Origin of the sequence: Seleniivibrio woodruffii (assembly GCF_029267515.1) — a bacterium.
Lineage (GTDB): Bacteria > Chrysiogenota > Deferribacteres > Deferribacterales > Geovibrionaceae > Seleniivibrio > Seleniivibrio woodruffii_A.
Map to the genome: position 1 here is coordinate 250,671 of NZ_JAJUIS010000001.1, position 20,684 is coordinate 271,354.

The 20,684-nt window shown below is 44.8% G+C and carries 15 protein-coding genes; 10 read left to right on the forward strand and 5 right to left on the reverse strand.

Going from position 1 to position 20,684, the window contains the following annotated elements:
• Positions 1 to 6: 6 nt before the first annotated feature.
• Genes gyrA through Q7P67_RS01190 form a run of 6 tightly spaced genes read left to right on the forward strand, consistent with a single transcriptional unit; the run spans position 7 to position 8,624 of the window.
• Entirely contained in the window at positions 7 to 2,496 is a 2,490-nt protein-coding gene (gene gyrA / locus Q7P67_RS01165) for a DNA gyrase subunit A (protein WP_303849864.1), read from the forward strand.
• Positions 2,429 to 3,274, forward strand: coding sequence for a bifunctional methylenetetrahydrofolate dehydrogenase/methenyltetrahydrofolate cyclohydrolase FolD (gene folD, locus Q7P67_RS01170; RefSeq protein ID WP_303849866.1), 846 nt, complete (start codon positions 2,429 to 2,431; stop codon positions 3,272 to 3,274). Before gyrA ends, folD begins: the two co-directional genes overlap by 68 nt.
• A 4-nt stretch (positions 3,275 to 3,278) precedes the next feature.
• Entirely contained in the window at positions 3,279 to 4,601 is a 1,323-nt protein-coding gene (gene mnmE / locus Q7P67_RS01175) for a tRNA uridine-5-carboxymethylaminomethyl(34) synthesis GTPase MnmE (protein ID WP_303849868.1), read from the forward strand.
• A gap of 51 nt (positions 4,602 to 4,652) precedes the next feature.
• The gene (gene mnmG, locus Q7P67_RS01180; protein ID WP_303849870.1) at positions 4,653 to 6,512 is read left to right on the forward strand and encodes a tRNA uridine-5-carboxymethylaminomethyl(34) synthesis enzyme MnmG; all 1,860 of its coding nucleotides are present in this window, start codon (positions 4,653 to 4,655) and stop codon (positions 6,510 to 6,512) included.
• A complete protein-coding gene (rsmG, locus tag Q7P67_RS01185; RefSeq protein ID WP_303849872.1) occupies positions 6,509 to 7,126 on the forward strand; it encodes a 16S rRNA (guanine(527)-N(7))-methyltransferase RsmG in 618 nt (205 codons plus the stop codon). The genes mnmG and rsmG overlap by 4 nt, the downstream gene beginning before the upstream one ends.
• A complete protein-coding gene (locus Q7P67_RS01190) occupies positions 7,050 to 8,624 on the forward strand; it encodes a hypothetical protein (RefSeq protein WP_303849874.1) in 1,575 nt (524 codons plus the stop codon). The genes rsmG and Q7P67_RS01190 overlap by 77 nt, the downstream gene beginning before the upstream one ends.
• Here the strand turns inward: Q7P67_RS01190 and Q7P67_RS01195 are convergent.
• A complete protein-coding gene (locus tag Q7P67_RS01195) occupies positions 8,621 to 9,688 on the reverse strand; it encodes a DUF362 domain-containing protein (protein WP_303849877.1) in 1,068 nt (355 codons plus the stop codon). The genes Q7P67_RS01190 and Q7P67_RS01195 overlap by 4 nt on opposite strands.
• 120 nt (positions 9,689 to 9,808) lie before the next feature.
• On the opposite strand from Q7P67_RS01195, the gene Q7P67_RS01200 reads away from it, so the two are divergent.
• The 4 genes from Q7P67_RS01200 (at position 9,809) to Q7P67_RS01215 (ending at position 15,570) form a co-directional block, all read left to right on the forward strand.
• On the forward strand, positions 9,809 to 11,035 hold the full coding sequence (locus Q7P67_RS01200; protein WP_303849879.1) for an EAL and HDOD domain-containing protein: 1,227 nt from the start codon (positions 9,809 to 9,811) through the stop codon (positions 11,033 to 11,035).
• A 111-nt stretch (positions 11,036 to 11,146) separates the two neighbouring features.
• Positions 11,147 to 11,938, forward strand: coding sequence for an IclR family transcriptional regulator (locus tag Q7P67_RS01205; RefSeq protein WP_303849881.1), 792 nt, complete (start codon positions 11,147 to 11,149; stop codon positions 11,936 to 11,938).
• A gap of 53 nt (positions 11,939 to 11,991) precedes the next feature.
• Entirely contained in the window at positions 11,992 to 14,238 is a 2,247-nt protein-coding gene (locus Q7P67_RS01210) for a PAS domain S-box protein (protein WP_303849883.1), read from the forward strand.
• Between the two features lie 66 nt (positions 14,239 to 14,304).
• Entirely contained in the window at positions 14,305 to 15,570 is a 1,266-nt protein-coding gene (locus Q7P67_RS01215) for a diguanylate cyclase (protein WP_303849886.1), read from the forward strand.
• Between the two features lie 29 nt (positions 15,571 to 15,599).
• On the opposite strand, the gene Q7P67_RS01220 is transcribed toward Q7P67_RS01215, so the two are convergent.
• The 4 genes from Q7P67_RS01220 to argH form a co-directional block, all read right to left on the reverse strand.
• Positions 15,600 to 16,910 (reverse strand): pyridoxal phosphate-dependent aminotransferase, encoded by a 1,311-nt coding sequence (locus tag Q7P67_RS01220; RefSeq protein ID WP_303849888.1) that lies wholly within the window; start codon positions 16,908 to 16,910, stop codon positions 15,600 to 15,602.
• A 178-nt stretch (positions 16,911 to 17,088) separates the two neighbouring features.
• On the reverse strand, positions 17,089 to 18,429 hold the full coding sequence (gene der / locus Q7P67_RS01225; protein ID WP_303849889.1) for a ribosome biogenesis GTPase Der: 1,341 nt from the start codon (positions 18,427 to 18,429) through the stop codon (positions 17,089 to 17,091).
• The gene (locus Q7P67_RS01230) at positions 18,429 to 19,304 is read right to left on the reverse strand and encodes a hypothetical protein (RefSeq protein WP_303849891.1); all 876 of its coding nucleotides are present in this window, start codon (positions 19,302 to 19,304) and stop codon (positions 18,429 to 18,431) included. The genes der and Q7P67_RS01230 overlap by 1 nt, the downstream gene beginning before the upstream one ends.
• Positions 19,291 to 20,679: an argininosuccinate lyase gene (gene argH / locus Q7P67_RS01235; protein WP_369695984.1), complete on the reverse strand. Its 1,389-nt coding sequence runs from the start codon at positions 20,677 to 20,679 to the stop codon at positions 19,291 to 19,293. The genes Q7P67_RS01230 and argH overlap by 14 nt, the downstream gene beginning before the upstream one ends.
• Positions 20,680 to 20,684 lie beyond the last annotated feature (5 nt).

The following is a 20,684-nucleotide window of genomic DNA, read 5'->3' on the forward strand; positions in this document are numbered from 1 at the left end:
GTATTAATGGAAGATAAAAAACGAATTGTCGGAATAACCGTAGAGGAATCCGTAAAGAACAGCTACCTTGATTACGCCATGAGCGTTATCGTGGGCAGAGCACTCCCCGACGTGCGCGACGGTCTTAAACCCGTCCACCGCCGTGTGCTTTACTCAATGAGCGAAATGGGTGTTGAATATAATAAACCTTATAAAAAGTCAGCACGTATTGTCGGTGACGTTATCGGTAAGTACCACCCACACGGTGACAGTGCCGTATACGATACACTCGTCCGTATGGCACAGAACTTCTCGCTTCGTTATCCGCTGGTTGACGGTCAGGGTAACTTCGGTTCAGTAGACGGCGACAGCGCCGCTGCTATGAGATATACAGAGGTTCGACTTTCTAAGATTGCAGACGAACTTCTTTCCGACCTCGATAAAGATACAGTCGATTTCACACCGAACTACGACGGTTCACTTGATGAACCTGCCGTGCTTCCCACACGCGTACCAACTCTGCTTATAAACGGCACAAGCGGTATCGCTGTCGGTATGGCGACAAATATTCCTCCGCATAATATTACAGAGGTTATTACTGCACTCAACTTCATGATAGACAACGAAAATTATACTGAGGAAGATATCCTCGGCATAGTTAAAGGTCCTGACTTCCCCACATACGGTCTTATCATGGGCAAAAAGGATATCCTTAATGCCTACAGAACAGGACGCGGTTCTATCACTATTCGCTCAAGAGTTGTTATTGAAGAGACCAAATCAGGCAAACCCGTTATTATAGTCCGTGAGATACCCTATCAGGTGAACAAGGCGTCAATGATTGAAAAAATTGCTGAACTTGTTCATGATAAAAAGATAACCGGAATCACGGATCTTCGCGATGAATCTGATAAGGACGGCATAAGGGTTGTTATTGAACTGCGCAAAGGCGAAAACGCCGACGTGGTTCTTAACAGACTTTATAAGTTCACTCAGATGCAGACCTCTTTCGGTTTTAACATGGTTGCTCTGGTTGACGGCAAACCTCACACACTCTCTCTTATGCGCATCCTTCAGGAGTTTATTGCTCACAGAGTCACTGTGGTTACCCGAAGAACAAAATTCCTGCTCAGAAAAGCTGAAGACAGACTGCATATCTTGGAAGGTCTGATAAAAGCGGTTGAAAACATTGACGAAGTTATCAAGACCATCAAGTCTTCAAAAGATACGCCTGAAGCTAAACGCAACCTGTGCGAAAAATTCGGCTTCAGCGAGATTCAGGCACAGTCCATTCTTGAGATGAGACTGCAGAAACTGACCGGACTCGAAATTGAAAAACTTCAGGAAGAGTATCACAACACTCTGAAAGATATAGAATATTACAGAAGCATACTCGGCAACAGACACGTTATGATGTCTGTTATCAAAACTGAACTTGAAGAAGTAAAAGCGAAATACGGTGATGAAAGACGCACAGAAATCACTGCCGACGTACAGGATTTCGAAGACGAAGACCTCATCCCTAATACAGAGAAGGTTGTGACTATGACTCATCAGGGTTATATCAAATCCACTCTGCTCAGCGCATTTACATCGCAGAAACGCGGCGGAAAGGGTAAAACAGGTGCCGGAAGCAAAGATGAAGACTTCATCGAACGCATCATCGTCACAAGCAACCACACCCGTCTTATGTTCTTCACTAACACAGGCAAGGTGCATTATCTCAAGGTATACAACCTCCCCGAAGCTCTTAAAGAGGCGAAGGGAAGACATATCTCTAACCTTCTGACACTTGAAGCAGACGAAAAGATTGCAAGCGTTCTGCCTATGCCCACAGACATAGAGAATAAGTTTCTGTTCTTCGCCACCAAAGAGGGCGTTGCGAAAAAGACCAGCCTTGAAGAGTTCTCAAGCGGCAGAAGCGGTATTGTGGCGATCAAAATGCGCGAAGGCGACGAGATCATCGCGGCAGATCTTACAACAGACGAAGATCATGTTATCTTCACAACTAGGGACGGTAAAAACATCCAGTTCTCATCCAAAGATGTACGCCCCATGGGAAGAAGCGCAACCGGCGTCCGTGGTATTACACTTGAAATAAGAGACTTCGTGGTTTCTATGGAAGTTCTCACAGGCGATCCCTATATTCTCTCTGTAACGGCGGGCGGATACGGAAAACTTACCGACCGTTCCGAGTACAGAGTGCAGACAAGGGGCGGCAAGGGTGTTAAACTTTGCAGAGTAAGCTCGAAAACAGGCTTCGTATGCGGTGCAAAACAGGTTCGCCCCGGCGACGAGGTCATGCTGATAACGAAATCGGGCAAAACAATCAGAATAGACGTCTCTGATATATCCACTATGGGGCGCGACACAATGGGTGTTAAACTTATGGATATAGAAGAGGATAACGAGATCATATCTTTTGCGGTTGTTAAGGAGGGACAGGACAATGGCAACAGTGATGGACGGGAAGATACTGGCAGCGAAGGTGAGAGCGGAGCTGAAACAGAAGGTTGACGGCTATAAGGCAAAAACGGGCAGAGTTCCCGGTCTTGCCGTAGTTCTCGTTGGTGAAGACCCTGCAAGTCAGGTCTATGTAAGGATGAAAAACAAAGCGTGTGAAGAGGCAGGGTATAAATCCATAGTCAACAGAATGCCCGCTGAAACCACGACTGAGGAGCTTCTGGCAGTTGTAAACGAGTATAACAACGACGATACCATCAACGGTATTCTCGTTCAGCTCCCTCTGCCAAAGCAGATAGACGAGAAAAAAATACTCTACGCCATCAAACCCGAAAAGGATGTAGACGGCTTCCACCCCTTTAACGTGGGGCTGATGAACATAGGCGAGGAGACACTGTTTCCCTGTACTCCTTACGGATGTATGAAGTTCTTCGAAGAATACGGGATAGAGACTAGCGGTAAGAACGCCGTCGTGATAGGCAGAAGCAACATCGTGGGCAAACCTATGACATCACTGCTTATCAAGGCTAACTGCACCGTTACAGTGTGCCACTCCAAAACGAAAGATATAGCAGGTATCTGCCGTCAGGCCGATATCATCGTTGCGGCGATAGGCAAACCTGAATTTGTCACGGCAGATTTTGTTAAAGATGGCGCAGTGGTTATCGACGTAGGCATTAACAGGGTAAACGACAAACTTGTGGGCGACGTTGCATATGAAGAGGTGGCGAAAAAAGCAAGCTACATCACTCCCGTGCCCGGCGGCGTGGGACCTATGACCATCGCAATGCTGCTTGCTAATACTATGAAAGCATTTGAGGCTACACTTTAATAATATGGATACCATTTATGCGGCGATAAGCCCGCTGATATCTTCGGCAATCATAGTCGTGCGGATTTCGGGGGACAGAGCCGTTGAGGTCTTTAAACTTTTAAACGGGGCGGATGTGAAAAGCATCCAGCCCCGTCATGTTTATAACCTGAAATACGGCGGCAGTGTTACGGACGATGTTCTCGCTGTCTATTTCAAGGCTCCAAACTCTTACACCGGAGAGGATATTATTGAAATATCCTTTCACGGGAACCCAATTATTGTTTCATCCGCTTTTAAGGATTTTGAAAAGCTGGGCTTTGTCACAGCGGAACCCGGAGAGTTTACAAAAAGGGCTTTTCTGAACGGAAAAATGGATCTTACTCAGGCGGAATCCGTTGCGGAGCTTATCTCCTCAAAAACCTTACAAGGCATTGATTATTCCTATAAACAGCTAAAAGGCAGTCTGCGCAAAGAGATAGAGTACATAAAAGACCTGTTTATAAATGCGCTGACCATAGTTGAGGCACATATCGACTTCCCTGAAGAGGATATCGAAGATGCCCACGCACGGATAGTTTTTGAGAATCTTGAGCTTTTAAAGGCTGAACTGTCTGCTATTCTGGCTTCATATGACAGCCACAGAATAATGCGTGACGGTTACCGTATCGCAATCGCGGGAAAACCCAATACGGGGAAATCATCGTTGATGAATTACCTTCTCAAAGAGGAACGTGCGATTGTTTCAGACGTTGCAGGCACCACAAGGGACTATATAGAGTCCAGTTTCGTGCTGAACGGCGTACCTGTAAGCCTTGTTGATACAGCAGGATTGCGTACTACGTTTGATGCCGTTGAAAGAGCCGGTATAGAGCGCACCGGTGAGGTCATAAAAGATGCCGACCTTGTGATTGTTCTTCTGGATGGTTCTACACAACTGGATGATGAGGACAAAAGTGTTCTTGAAAGCACCAGCAGTATGAAAAGGCTTGTGGTTGTCAATAAGTCTGACTGCCCTCTTCTTCTCAGTGATGTTGAATATGACTGTCTTGTTTCCGTTAAGGATGGCTCAGGAATGGCAGAGCTTTTGAAAAAGTGTGGTGAACTCGTCAGTATTTCTGATTCAGACCGATACGGTAAAGCAGTCATGGTTACTGCACGACAGCGGGGATATTTTCTTAAAATTCTAGGCACTGTGGAAAAGCTGTCTGATGAGTCAGAGATAGATTTTGATATATTTGAATATGAATTGAACAGTTCCCTTCGTCTCCTTTCGGAGATAACGGGGCTTTCATACACTGAGGATATTCTTTCCAATATCTTCAATAATTTTTGTATTGGAAAATAATGTGGATAAGTTGATTGTTTCACGTGAAACATCGGCTTCTTGTGGTGGATAATGTTAGTTTATGACAAAAAGTACGACGTGATTATTGTCGGAGCAGGACACGCAGGGTGCGAAGCAGCCCTTAGCTCTGCCAGAATGGGAGCAAAGACTCTTCTGTTTACAATTTCAGTGGAATCTCTGGCACAGATGAGCTGTAATCCTGCCATTGGCGGCTTGGCAAAAGGGAATATAGTTAAGGATATTGATGCCCTCGGCGGAGAGATGGCAAAGAATACAGACGAGACAGGTATCCAATTCCGTATACTTAATATGAAAAAAGGTCCTGCAGTGCGCAGCAGCCGCGCACAGGCGGATAAAGAACTTTACCGTCAGCGTATGCTTGAAGTCATTATGCAGGAACCAATGCTTGATCTTAAACAGGGTCTTGTTCATGAAGTATCTGCTGAAAACGGCAAAGTAAACGGTGTAATAAGCGACACCGGTATGCTTTACAGGTCAGAAAAAGTGATTCTGACTACAGGAACATTCCTTAAAGGACTTATTCATATAGGTGATAAGCACTATGAAGCCGGAAGAATGAATGAGTTTGCTTCAGTTGAACTTGTATATTCTCTCCATAGACTTGGCTTTGAAACAAAAAGACTGAAAACCGGAACTCCTGCAAGGCTGGATTTTTCAACAATCGATTTTTCCAGACTGGAAGCGCAGGGAGGCGACAATCCACCACTGCCCTTTTCTTTTGAAACCAAAGAGATAAAACTTCCGCAGGTACCCTGCTATATAACGTATACAAATGAGCAAACGCATGAAATTATCCGTGCGAATATGCACCGTTCTCCTCTGTATGCCGGTGTGATTCAAGGTGTGGGTCCAAGGTATTGCCCGTCTATTGAGGACAAAGTCAAAAAATTTCCTGAAAAGACAAGGCATCAGATTTTTCTTGAACCCGAAGGTCTTCGTTCTAAGGAATGGTATGCAAACGGATTTTCATCTTCGCTCCCAATAGACGTACAGATTGCAATGTACAGGAGCGTTGAAGGACTTGAAAAGGTTGAGTTCGTTCGCCCTGCATATGCCATAGAATATGACTTTGTGCAGCCTACAGCGCTTAAACCGACTCTTGAGACAAAACTTATCAGCGGTCTATATTTTGCAGGTCAGCTCAATGGTACCAGCGGATACGAAGAAGCAGCAGCGCAGGGGCTGGTAGCAGGAATTAACGCTGTACTGGCACTAGACAAAAAAGATCCCATGATTTTACAGAGGAACGAAAGCTATATTGGGGTGATGTGTGATGACCTTGTGAACAAAGGAGTGGACGAACCCTACAGGATGTTCAGTTCCAGAGCGGAATACCGTCTGTGGCTGCGTGAGGATAACGCTGAGTTCAGGCTGTTAGGGAAAGGATACGAGCTTGGACTTATCAGCAAAACGCGGTATGAAAGATTTAATACTGAGAAGGCAGAGTTTGAGCAGGAACTTGAAAGAATAACCAGGATAAATGTCAATCCGAATAAAGAGACCAACAGCATACTTGAACAGTTCGGATTTCAGATACGTTCAGGGGTTACAGCCAAAGAACTTCTGAGACGTCCGGAAATGGATTATGAAAAACTTAAAATCCTTTACGGCGGCACTGAAAATGCGAGAGTTGCAGAACAGGTTGAAATAGCTGTAAAATATGAGGGTTATCTCGACAAGCAGCTCGAAGAGATAGACAAATTTGACAAAATAGAAAAGATACGGATACCGGAAGATCTCGATATAGACAACATTCAGGGACTCCGTAAGGAATATAAAGATAAGCTCAAAGCAATACGCCCGGAAACGCTGGGTCAGGCAGGGCGCATACAGGGTATGACACCTGCCGCGGTTTCACTCCTGCACGTTTATATTACGGGTAAAAAATGATAGAAAAATATTTTCCGTTCACTCATGAACAGCTTGCTAAAATTGAACAATTCTATGAAATACATGTCAATGCGGTACTTAATGTCACAGCTATAAAGGACAGAGAAGATTTTTACAGAAAACATGTTCTCGACAGTTTTCTGATTTTTACAGAGAGAAAGCGTCTCCTGAAATCCCCTGTTTGCGACATTGGGACCGGGGGTGGATTTCCCGGGATAATCCTTGCGATAATGTTTCCTCAAGTAAAATTTACACTGGTGGACAGCATCGCGAAAAAATGTAAGTTTGTTGAGGATGCGGCAAAAGAACTCGGACTTGACAACGTAGAAGTAATCACTTCCCGTGCCGAAAATATTAAAGACAGGAAATTTGCGACAATACTCTCCAGAGGAGTAGCAAAAACCGCTGAGATACTGAAATACACAGATAAACTGGCAGAAAGAAAAAGCGTTTGGGTGCTTTACAAAGGCGAAAACGCCGAAAACGAACTTTACTCTGCCAAAAACATTATAATAAAAAAACACTTGGAGTGGGAAAATGTCAGATATGATGAGCCGATTCAGAGGACGTATACTGTTATTCACCATACTGATGATTACAGCAGGCTCGCTTAGCGCATTTGCAGCGGATGAGCTTATCATTTTCAATCGTGAATACTATGCCATTAAAGACCTTAACGCAACTGACGTGTGGAAACTGAAAGAGCTTTCTATCAGTCAGGATAAAGGTGCCGCAAAAAATGCAGGGGTAATTCTTGGGCGCCATTATGTCAGACAGGGTGAACTTGAAAAAGGATATAAGCTGCTGCAGGAAAACATGGACGACAGCTATTTTGACCGATTTATGAAAATCAACGCACATCTCTGGCTGCTTGACGCCGCTCAGAAAAGTAAAGAAAGCGACATTGCCGCAAAAGAGAAAGAATACCTTGCAAAGCAGGATATGGACGATAAAGCGGAAAAAGCATACAGATTGTACTGTACACAGGAAAAACTGCCGATAGACGATAAAAATGTAAAAGAATGTATGGACCGCAAGCCCGGGAAAAAACCTGAAACGGTATTCGACCTGAAACCAGTGGTGAAAGAAGCTCCGAAAACTGAAATGCCTCAGGTTGAATCTCCCCTGCCTCAGTCAGTTTTTGCAGTTCCTGCTGTTGTTCCGGAAACTGCAATGGCTCCGAGGGTATCCGATGAAAAGGAACCTGAACCTCTGAAATCAGGCGAACCAGCTCCTCAGATAAAACCGGAACCTGTTAAGGAACAGCCTAAACAGCCTGTTCTTACAAGAGGTAAAATAGTCGTTAATGTTGTGAACAGCTTTCAGAATCCTGAGATAATAGAAGCCATGCTTTACACCATCAGCAGACAGAAAACGAACATTGAACTGGATTTTAAGGGCGATCGCAATTTTTATGATTATGTAATTGATGCCGGAGCAGCAACCATAACCGCAGGAAACACAACCTATGATTTCTCCTCCGCAAGAAAAGAAAATATGATGAAAGCTGCCGATATGGCGGTTGATATGGGTGCTAAAATAATAGTGCTCGGATACAGTGAAGGATACAGAGACACCGCGTCAGAGATTGCCGACAGGCTGAAAGACCGTGCGCAGTTCTTTCTGTTTAACATTCAGGAAAAAGACTATCAGGGAAAACTGAAAGAGTTTAAAGGGAAAGCCGGCGGGCACCCGCTTAACTATGTTATCGGCGGGACTCAGGAGCAGGTAATTAAGATTCTTCCTTTTATGAAATATTACTCTCCAAGACCGGATAAAACAATTATAGTCAACGCCGTGGACACGGTAAGTAAAAAATATCTGACTGGCGAATACGGTGAATTTTCAAGAAACACATATATTGTGAGTGATATTGTTCTTACAGAAAAGCCGGAAGCGGAAGAGTTTGCAGCTATTTTTACGAAGGACTTTAATAAAGCCCCTGTTATGAGCGATTATATCGGACACGACTTTATTCAGTTCATGGAAAAACGTAAAGTAGGCGGCAGCGGAAGCTATATCTCAAATATAAAAGAGACTTCCGACGGAATAAAAAGAATGGGTGGAGCTTACCGCATAACAGCGGGCGGCAAGCTCACTAAAATAGATTAATCAACTTCAATAAGTCTGTAGTCGGCTGTGCCTATGCCGAGCTTCTCGGCATGGGCAAGCTGAACAGCAGAATTAACATCAGGATACCTCTCCTTAAACGGATCTTTTCCACCATAAGCCTTAATGACAAGATCATGGCATGCTTTATCAAGAGCCACCGGATCAGTTGACGCAGCAAAGCCTATATCAGAGACCACAGGTCTGTCATTACCCGGATAGCAGTCGCAGGCAGGTGAAACTGAAAGTATAATACTGAGAAAAATCAGCTTTCTGTCCAGTGCATTGAAAACACCTGCAGCGTATTCTGCCATTTTTTTCTGAGTTGATGATGAAGAAGCATTCCAGTTAATCTGGATTGCATTGTGAGGACAAACGCTGATGCACATGGCGCAACCTGTGCATTTATCAGTGATAGACGCTTTAGGGTTAAGATCTATAGCCTTTGAAGCGCAGAAAAGAAGACAGCGCCCGCAGGCAGTACAATGATCCTGATTAACAAAAGGTCTTGAATCGGAGTGCATGTCAAGTTTTCCCTGTCTGCAGGAACACCCCATAGAAATGTTTTTTATCGCTCCGCCAAAACCTGTGACCTCATGTCCTTTAAAGTGAGAAACAACCAGCATCCCGTCGGCAGAAGCTATTTCAGCGGCAAGTTTTACGCAGGAAAGAAGCTCTCCTTCAACAGGAACGGAAACAGAGTTGTCACCCCTCAGACCGTCGGCAATAATAACGGGTACCTGAAGGGTGGAATAATTAAAACCGTTCATGGTCGCGTTGTGCAGGTGGTCAACAGAATTAGTGCGCATACCGACATAAAGAGTGTTGGTATCTGTAAGGAAAGGTTTTGCGCCAAGTTTATTCAGCAGTTCCAGAACAGGGCGCAAAAAAACAGGACGAATGAACGCAGTATTTCCTAATTCTCCGAAATGCGTTTTAACAGCAATAAGATCACCACTGGTAAAAATAGACTGTGGATTGCATCTGTTTAGTAATTTTGCAATTTTAAGTAAAGGGCTTTTATGTTTTTTACTATCAATTGAAGAAAAAAAGACGTCTGATGTCATAAAATACCTCCCAAAAGTGGTAATATAGTACAATATTAGAGTGAAAACTCACAACAATATATTTAACTTAATGATGGTAAGAAAAAAGATTTTCACATATACACAATGAGAGGAGACAAGATGAGTGATTTTTATATAGGAAGACAGCCTATTCTCGATGAGAAGGGGCACATCTTTGCGTATGAGATACTTTACAGAAGTCAGGGGAAAACAGGTGCTTCTGTAACCGACAACGCGGCTGCAACCGCGCGGGTTCTCATAAATGCAATGCAGAATTTCGGACTGGAAAAGCTGCTCGGCGGGAAGAAGGGGTTCATAAACGCCGAGGAGAGCATGATCCTTGACGGTGCAATAGACCTGCTCCCCAAGGAAAGTTTTGTGATTGAGGTGCTTGAAAGCACGGTAATGAGCCGTAAGCTGATGGAAAAGATAAAATATTACATCGGCAAAGGCTACAGGTTTGCGCTGGACGATATCGAATTCACGCCTCAATACATGAATACCTTTGAAGAGCTTTTCCCACTGGCGGACTATCTGAAGATAGACTATATGCTTTCCGACAAAGAGAAGCTGGCTGCCAACATGACCAGACTGAAGGGACTTAAAGGCAAAACACTGGCAGAGAAGGTTGAGACCCACGAAGAGTATGAAAAATGCAGGAGAATCGGTTTTAACCTCTTTCAAGGGTACTATTTCGCTAAACCTGTTGTTATATCCCAGAAAGCAGTCGATCCGTCGAAGGCGGCAACAGTGCAGCTTATTAATATGCTGCGAAGTGATGCGGAGGCAAGCGAGATAGAAAAAGTGATAAAGAACTACCCTGATCTTTATCTTAACCTGCTAAAATTTATGAATTCGTCAGCATTTTTTACACGCGGGACAGTAACCTCTATAAAACATGCGATGGCTATGCTCGGCAGGTCAAACCTTTCTAAGTGGCTTTACCTTATTCTTTACGCTGGGCCGAACAACGACAGTCAGCATAATCCGGTTCTGATAACAGCCCAGATAAGGGCGAAGACTATGGAAAGACTCTGTCAGGTAAGCCCTAATATCAGAAAAAAAGCTGACAGCGCATACCTTGTCGGGCTTATGTCGCTGCTGGACGTTATTTTCCACAGAGAAATTGATGAAATTGTAAAGGAATTTAATGTTGACGAAGAAATAAAACAGGCGGTTACAAAACAGACAGGAGATCTTGGACTTCTGCTTAAAACAGTTATGTGCTATGAAAGCGACGACGTATGCGAAATAGTTGACTGCTTCGGTATGCTCCAGATCAGTTTTGACGAGTTTAACAGAATAATGATGGAGAGCTACGACTATACTAATAATTTCCTGATATAAACATTACCTTATACGTTAAAAGATTGTGTTGACGAAGGCGTATTTATTTGCAAAGATAACTAATAGTCGTAAAATAGTACAATGTTATGCAGAAAGCATACGGAGACAGGGATGAAAAGGGAAAAATCTGAATATGCTGTGCAGGCGGTGAGCAATGCCATTGATATACTGGAACTTCTTGGTGACAGTGACAATGAGCTGAGTATAACAGACATAGTATCAACGCTCAATCTCACCAGAAGCAATGTGAATAAGCTCCTCGCAACTCTGGAAATGCTCGGATATGTCGAACACAACAGATATACCGGCAACTTTCGTCTGGGAGTTAAAACTTTCCAGATTTCACAGGCATATATAAACAAGCTGAACCTCATTGAGATATCTATCCAGGTTCTTCAGCAGCTTAAAAACGATACGAACGAATCTGCATATATAAGCGTTCTGCGCGAAGGGAACGTGGTTTATCTGAACGTAGTTGAAACAGAACAGGCTGTCAGGGTTCTGCCGAGGATCGGTAATGTCGGACCTGCATATGCGACGGCAACAGGGAAAGCTCAGCTTGCTTTTTATGACCCGATGGAACTCGAAAAACTCTATTCCGGCGAATTTAAAAAGATAACTCCGAACACTATAAAGAATTTTGACCAGTTGAAAGACGAACTGGACGAGATAAAAAGAAACGGGTATGCTGTAGATAATGAAGAATATGAACTTGGCGTGCGCTGCGTAGGTGCGCCTATCAAAGACTTCATGGGCAATATAATTGCCGGCATCAGCGTTTCCGCACCCGCGGAAAGGATGCCTATGGACTCCGTAAGGGACAGTGTTGCCCCTATGGTGCTTGAAGCTGCTAAGGTTCTCTCGAAAAAATTCGGATACAGAGAGCTTACAGACGAAGAGTAGCAAACAGTTTCAGTAACCCGGCTCGAAAGAGCCGGAACCGGTTAAGTTAAAAGATGGAAAACCCGACAGGCATTATCTTTCTTTCTGCCGATAAACAGCTTTGCACGGAAATTCAGACATACCTTGGAAGTGTATGCTGCGACCATACATTTGAAGTCACAAGCGACCTCAGCACATTTTCAGAAAAACTCCTTTCAGGTAAAACTCTTATATCACTTGCCGATACAGGGCTTGGCGAAACGTATATTTCACAGGCTCTTTCCATATTAAAATCCATTGATCACGATCTGCCGCTGATTCTTGTAACAAACAAAGATAAACAGGAACAGGCTGCAAAATATATCAGCAGCGGAGCTGCGGACTATGTTACAACCGATAACCTTATAAGGCTCTGCCCTGTCATAAAACGTGAAGTAAAAAGCTACAGAGAAATTGCAGCGGGTAAGAAAGCAAAGCAGGAGATAAAGGAACTTCAGAATATAATCAATTCCGCGGAGGACGAGATATACGTTCTTAACGGATCTGATTTCCGAATAAAATTTGCAAACCGCAAGGCGATGCAGAACCTCAGATATTCAGAGGAAAAACTGAAGTGCATGTCTATGAACGACATAATGACCGAGGTTATGCCTGTCGGCTTCATGAGCGGATGGGACAAGGTTCGCACGCGGAAAACCTTTTATACCCGTATGAAACGCGGAGACGGTACCGTATACCCTGCTGAGGCGGTATTTCAGTCTGTTAAAACAGACGGGAAAACAGCTATTCTCGGCATAATCCATGATATAACTGAAAAAGAATCAGCAAAACAGCAGGCTATGATTCTTAATAAGGCTATAGATGCAAGCGCATCGTCTGTAATAATCACGGACGAAGACTATAAGATATTCTATGTAAACAAGGCATACTGCGCTTTCACAGGGAAGTCCAGAAGCGAAGCAATAGGCGGGGATATCCTTGATACGATAGTTAAGAACGATAAAATGGCTGATTTCAGAAGAGCGCTGGAAAACTGCTCCGGCGGTCAGAGCTGGGTCGGGGAATATAATCGGCTGAGTAAAGACGGAGAAGAGTTCATAGTTCTCGGCTCGGTCTCCCCTGTTCTCAACGAAAAGGGAGATCTGCAGAATATCGTTATCGTTGAAGAGGACATCACAGAGCGCCTTCGAATCAAAAGCCAGCTAATGCACGCACAAAAGATGGAGACTGTGGGCGAACTGACAAGCGGCATAGCCCATGATTTTACGAATATGCTCACTGCAATAGGCGGCTTTGCATCCATAATGAAGCGCAAGATGGATCCTGAAAGCAGCTTTTATATGTACGTTGATAAAATCGTCGAGCTTACCATCAGGGCGAAAAGTCTCACACAGAACCTGCTCACCTTTTCCCGCAAGCAGATGCAGTCTGAAAGAGTTTTGAATCTCAACGATCTTGTGGATACGGTCAGCGGTTTTCTGTCGATGGTTATAGGCAACAAACTGGAAATAAGGAAAGAGCTCAGCCCTGAAGAAATAAACATCGTAGGTGATCCGGTTCAGCTTGAACAGGTGATAATAAACCTTGCAACAAACGCAAGGGATGCTGTCGCAAAAGACGGCATACTCACCATCACAACGGACAGGCTTATGATAAGCAGCAAAGATGGCGGATTTAAGGAATATGCAGTCATAAGCGTTAAAGATAACGGCAGCGGCATAGATGAAAAGAAGCTGAAAAAAATCTTCGAACCCTTTTACACCACAAAAGAAGAGGGAAAAGGTACCGGTCTTGGGCTTTATATAGTCAGCGATATTATAAACAGACACCACGGAATGATAGAGTGCCAGAGCGAACCGGGCATCGGGACTGAGTTTATAATCAAACTGCCTGTCACTGAGAAAAAACCGGACGAACTCAAAGAGGAGATTGAGGTTAAATCAACCAAGAGTGCCGTTATACTGCTCATTGAGGACGAAAAGATGGTTCGCGAAAGCCTGATGAATGCACTGGACGCTTACGGGTACAAGGTCATTGAGGCGCCAAACGGAAAAGAAGCTGTTGAAATATACAGTAAACAGCACAACAGCATAGATCTTGTAATAAGCGATATAGTCATGCCTGTTATGGACGGTATAGAGGCTTATGCTCGTATGAGCGCAATAAACCCTGATGTGAAGATGATATTTACCACAGGTTATGTGGGCGAGACCCACAAACGCGATAATTTCGACGAAAGCGAACATGTGGTTCTTCTTAAACCCCTCCTTGTAAAAGAACTCATAAAGCGTATTGAACAGCTTATCTCAAAAAAGCAGTAATTGAATTTGCTATCTGTGTAATAAGTGGTATAATTTTATTTTAGAAGGTCTTCCGAGGTCTGTCCAATGAACGTTAAATCGCATCTTATCCGAGAACTGTCAGTGCTTTATGTTGAGGATAATTCAGAGACGGCAGAAGCAGTAAGGTTCACGTTTGAAAATTCTCTTAAAAGTCTTAAAGTTCTGCCCACTGCCGAAGAAGCGTTTGAATATTTTCAGGCTTTCCGCCCGGACCTTGTAATAACAGAATCAGTTCTGCCCTTTTCCGATGGAATAGAACTGACAAAACGTATCAAAGAGATAAGTCCGGACACACCAGTGCTGATGATAAGCGGGCACAAAGATGAAAAGATACTGCTGGGCTCGCTGGATGCAAACGTTGAATGTTATCTGATGAAACCGGTAAACCTGCGCCAGATGAAGAAGCATATTGGTCTGGCTGCGGAAAGAATACACAGACAGCAGGCGGCGGCACGAAGCAGAAATCTGCTTACAAGGATTCTTGACACATCGAGAGAAATGTACATGGCGGGATATGGAGAAACTGTAACATATATGAATGCTTCTCTGCTGGAGTTTTTCGGTTTCAGTTCAGTTGTTCACACAAACGGCATGACAAATGTGGACGTTGTGGAGAACAGAAGAAACGATTCTCCTGTCCCCTTCCCTTCATGGCTTAAAAAAGTTCGAGGTCTCGGAGGGTTTGAGACGGTAGTCAGTCTGATGCGCAGGGATATGCTGAAAAGTGACGCCAAAACTTATATCGCAAGGGTGACAAGAATCGAAGAGGAGGACGGATTCGCTATCTCATTCATAGACGTTACCATGATGGAGTCACAAAAACGGTTTTTCCACAACCTTGCAATGAAGGACCCGCTCACTGATATCTTTAACAGGCAGAAATTCAGCGAGGAACTGGACAGGGAGATAACACGCAGCAGACGGTACGGCATAAAACTTGGGCTGATAATGTTCGATATCGACAGATTTGGCGATATAAACGACAAATTCGGACAACAGGCGGGTGATGGCTTGCTTAAAGAGCTTTCGTCGCTTGTAGGGGCAAATATAAGGACCACTGACATATTCGCGCGTTACGGAGGCGAGGAATTCCTGATCATGACCCCGGAAGTGGGGATGGAAGGTGCTTTGAAGCTGGCGGAAAAGCTGAGAGTCAGTATCTCCGGACATGAGTTTGAAAACGTCGGAGAGGTAACGTGCAGTTTCGGCGTGGTTCAGTTCAGCGGAGAGGATGCGGATGAGTTTTTAAAATCTGCCGACGATGCCCTCTTCCGTGCGAAGGCAAAAGGAAGAAACATCGTATCAGAATAAAAAAGGGAGCCGAAAGGCTCCCTTAATTGTTAGCAGCTTCCTGATTCCACGTATTCAACTATCTTTTCTTTGATGGTCTTAACAGTCTGCTCAAACTTTTCAACGTTCTTTTCAAGCAGTGTCATACGGAAACCGGGTATTGATGTAAAGAAAGATGTCAGCGGAACCACACAGATACCTGTTGCCCCGAGCAGATAATAAACGAAGCGTTTGTCGTGGCTCATCTTGTCCTCGCACATCTTGTCAACGATATCCCTTACCTCTTTTATTGGGATATGCAGTTTCTGGTTCTTGTTCAGCACCGCTTCATTGAAGACCACAGACATGTAGAACGCGCCGTTTGAACGGTTCACAACTATGTAGGGACAGTCTTTTAGCATATTGTATGCTATGTTGGACAGTTTTTCATAGTGTTTGAGCCTTTCATTCAGGTAAGTCGTGTACATGGCATGGTTCATTATGTGAGGAATTGACATTTGCGGAAGCGTTGTTGAGCATACTTCAGCCATTTTCTGGTTCAGAATGGCGTTTACGAATCTGGAGAAGGCTTCGTCCTTGTCAGCGTTGTAAACTTCCATCCAGCCGCAGCGTGCGCCAGGCCAGGGGAACTCTTTTGATATACCCTTCATGGCTATACCGGGAACGTCGCCGATTATGTCTGAAAGAGCGATGGTCTTTTTGCCGTTGTAAACCATGTTGAGGTAAATTTCGTCAAAAATGAGCATAAGGTCGTGTTCTTTCGCCATATTCACGATTCTCCGCAGGTCGTCTTCCGTGTGGACGTAGCCTGTGGGGTTGTCCGGATTAATGACCAGAATACCAACTATGGACTTGTGGCTCTCAACTTTTTTCTCAAGCTCGTTAAGATCCGGTGCCCAGTTGTTATAGGGGTTCATTCTGTATGTGTTAGGCGGAAATGATGCGTGTAAAACTTCCGCCAGAAGGTGTGTTGAGTAGGTCGGCTCAGGCAGCATCACCCTTGCATCAACCCTGATTGAGCTATACGCTCGTGCTATTGCGTCGCCAAGTCCGTTGAAAAAAATGATATCGTCTTTTGTAATCTGCACGCCGCCTCTGGCGTTTGTGCGCTCCGCGAGAAACTCGCGAACGTCATAGTCGCCTTTTGTGGGGCAGTAGGCAAAGGTCATGTTGTTGCTTTTAACGAGATCCGCGATGGTTTCTTTCATCCAGTCGGGGATAATCTCGCCTTTTGCCACTGGGTCGCCGATGTTTTCATAACAGATCTCGACGCCGTGCTGCTCAAGCAGTTTAGCAACGTTGACAATATTGCGGATTTCATAGGTCAGGCCGTTTCCGCTTTTGGCCAGATCGTAACGCATATAACACCTTCGGTTTTTATTAGGTGGTCTCCCACCCGACGACTCTTTAAGTTGCGACGCAAAAAGAGCTGGTTTCTGATAATGTAAACCGCAAAACCCGTTGTTTTCGGATTTTGCGGTTTTCCTTATTAATACAAGTTATCGGAGATTACCAGAACAAAATGAAGATACGTTAACTTTAATATTCGGAAATGGGTGTATTTCTGGATTCGCCCCGTTGGCGGAAGTGTATTTTGATGGGCACTCCGTCAAATCCGTGGTGAGCGCGGATGATGTTAACAATGAAGCGCTGATATGAAAAATGCACAGCATCAGGGTAGTTTACGAAGACCACAAACTCAGGAGGACAGGTGGAAACCTGAGTGATGAAGTAGAATTTCACCCTTCTGTTGCGTGTTACGGGGGGCTGGTGGCGCTGAACCGCTTCTTCAAGAACTTCCTGAAGTTTATGAGTGGAAATACGTTTGCTGTATTCCTTATAAAGCTCTTTTGCGGCTTCGAATACCTTGAAGATATTTTTTCCTGTTAGCGTAGAGGTATAAATCAGCGAAGGTTTGTTGAGAAACTGAAGATGATGGTCTATATCCTTGTGAAAGTCCTTAGCCTTTTCGTCTTTGTTTTCAATAAGATCCCACTTGTTCGCAACCAGTATAACGGGTCTGCCCGCTTCCCAGTTGTCTGCTATGACCTTTACGTCCCTGTCGGTAAGCCCTTCATTGCTGTCTATGATACAAACGGCGATATCTGCGCGGGAAACGGCGTCTTCCCATCGGTGATATCCGTATTTCTCTATCTTGTCCTTGAACATTATCTTCTTTTTGCGGATACCGGCAGTGTCTATGAGGACGTATTTCTGGTCTTCGTACTCAAAGAAGGTATCCACAGCGTCGCGTGTTGTTCCGGGGATGGGGGTAACGATGAGCCTGTCCTGTCCAAGCCATTTGTTTATCATGCTGGATTTGCCCACGTTGGGTCGTCCTGTGACGATGAGCTTAATCCTGCCTTCGTAAGGGTCGGTTTTGTCGCTGTCTTCGGGTATCTGCTCAACTATCCTGTCGAGCAACTCGTCAACGTTTCGCCCGTGGGTTGCGCTGATACCTATGATATCTTCCACGCCGAGACGGTAAAAATCATAAGTAAGCGTTTCCTTTGCATCGCTGTCAACTTTATTGACGACAACCTGATAAGGCTTGCCCGTCTGGCGGAGCAGGTCGATCACAATTTCATCCAGAGGGTGCACGCCCTCCTGTCCGTCGGTCATAAGGATGAAGTAGTCAGCCTCGCGCAGGTTGTTCATGAACTGTGCCTGCATCTCTTTTTTCAGCAGTTCTTCCTTGAGGTCGAATCCTGCAGTGTCAACAATGTTGAACCTGTGTCCGTTCCAGTCGGTGACAAATTCTATTCTGTCGCGGGTAACACCCGGCATGTCGTCAACGATGGCGATTTTCTTTCCTGCCAGTCTGTTGAAAAGTGTGGATTTGCCCACGTTGGGGCGTCCTATTATTCCTATGGTAAACATTATTCCTCTTCCGGTTTGCAGTAGCGTATCTTTGTCGGTTTGGACTCGCCGTCTGCATTCACGGCGGTAACTGTTATGTCCAGACAGCTTTTTATCTTTCTGGGATAGATAACTGATGTGTTCTGCGTTGTAAACGTTTCACATGAAACATTTTCGCACGCTTTAACGTTATATGTGCCGGCATTTTCCGAATCAGACCATGCTATGCGCACGTCAGGTCCGATGTTAAGCACTGTCACAGCCGTCACAGGTGCCGGGGGAGTGAGCACCCTGTTTACAGGTAACTCAATGGTATAGGGTGTACCTCTGTTTCCGTCATAGTCAGAGAGGATAAGGAAAAATTTGTTGTCAACAACTGCCACGACGGGAAAAGTTATTGTCTTTCCTCCTGTCTGGGCAATGGTTTTTCCGCCTGAATAGACGTCGAAACGGGTAAATTTATCTTCGGTCTCAATGTTGACGCGATAAATTTCACCCTCTTTGTGATATTCGGCGGAAGCAACCTTCATGGGTTTTGCGTATATCACTTTTGCCAGATACGGTTCGGAGAGCACACCGTATTTAATGGACTTTTTACGGAGCCTGTAGAAATATTTTTCGCCGGTTTTTACATTTTCATCAATAAAGACCGATTTAGGGTCAATGAGTTTAAGAGGCGAGAACACAGAGCACTCCTCCCCTTCGGATGTTCCCTTTTCTATGAAGAGCAGGTCTGATTCCTGATTTTCAATGCGCACGCCCTCGTCTGCAACTGAGACAAAAACTGCTGACGGCGGAGCCATATCCGCAAGGACGCTTTTCGGAATGGGGTCTGTTTTTTTACCGCATCCTGCAAGCAGGATAAAAAGTGCGATGATAAGGTTAACGTATTTCATTTAAGAAGTTTTTCCCGTTGTTAATCTGGGTTTCAACGGCGGATTTTGCAGTGCCGCCATATGCTTTTCTTGCGTTAACTGATGCCTCAAGTGTTATTGAAGCGTATATATCCGATTCTATCACGTCTGAAAATCTTTTGAATTCATCAATTGTCAGTTCGCTTATGTCCACGCCCTTTTCAATAGCATACGCAACGGTTGAGCCGACGATATGATGGGACTGTCTGAACGGAACACCCTTTCGCACAAGGTAGTCTGCGTAGTCGGTGGCTGTGGAATAGCCTGCTGTTGCCGCCTGTTCCATTTTAGGAGTGAGGAGTTTCATTTTTTCCACCATGGGGGCGAAGATTTTAAGAGACGCCTTTATGGTGTCCACAGCGTCGAATACAGGTTCCTTGTCCTCCTGCATGTCCTTATTGTATGCGAGGGGCAGTCCCTTCATGGTTGTGAGCATACTTATAAGGCTGCCGTAAACCCTTCCGGTTTTTCCGCGGATAAGCTCCGGCATGTCGGGGTTTTTTTTCTGCGGCATGATGCTGGAGCCTGTGCAGAAGTCGTCGGAAAGCTCTATGAAGGCGAACTCCGATGTAGAGTAGATTATCAGTTCTTCGGAAAATCTTGAAAGATGCATCTGGCAGATTGCGCAGGCAGAGAGAAATTCAATTGCAAAATCCCTGTCGCTGACTGAATCCAGAGTGTTTTCTGTGGGTGCCTGGAAACCAAGCTCGTTCGCTGTGAAGTGTCTGTCTATGGGGAAAGTTGTTCCCGCAAGCGCACCGGAACCGAGTGGGGAAAAGTCCATGCGCTCAAGACAGTCGGCGAACCTGCCGTAGTCCCTTCTGAGCATCTGGAAATATGCCATGATGTATTGCGCAAAAAGGATTGGCTGGGCGGTTTGCAGGTGCGTGAAACCTGGCATGTATACGTCAATGTTCTTTTCAGCTTTGGCGATTATGGTCTCAAGAAGGTTCTCGACAAGCGCCATGGTTTCAGCTATTTCCGCTTTCAGGTACATGCGGAAGTCCACAGCAACCTGATCGTTGCGGCTTCTGCCTGTGTGCAGACGTTTTCCGGCATCACCGATTATCTCCGTAAGACGTTTTTCCACAGCCATGTGGATATCTTCATCCTCTGTGCGGAACAGAAACTTTCCGGTCTCGATTTCTTCCAGAACCTGTGCCAGTCCCCGTTCGATGTCCTTAACGTCGGTATCGGAGATTATCCCCTGTTTTCCGAGCATACGGGCATGTGCAAGGCTTCCTTTGATGTCATATTTATAAAATCTTTTGTCAAAGTGGATGGATGCGTTAAATTCTTCCACAAACCTGTCAGTGGGCAGCGTAAAGCGCCCTGACCACATCTTTTCGGACATAATTCGGC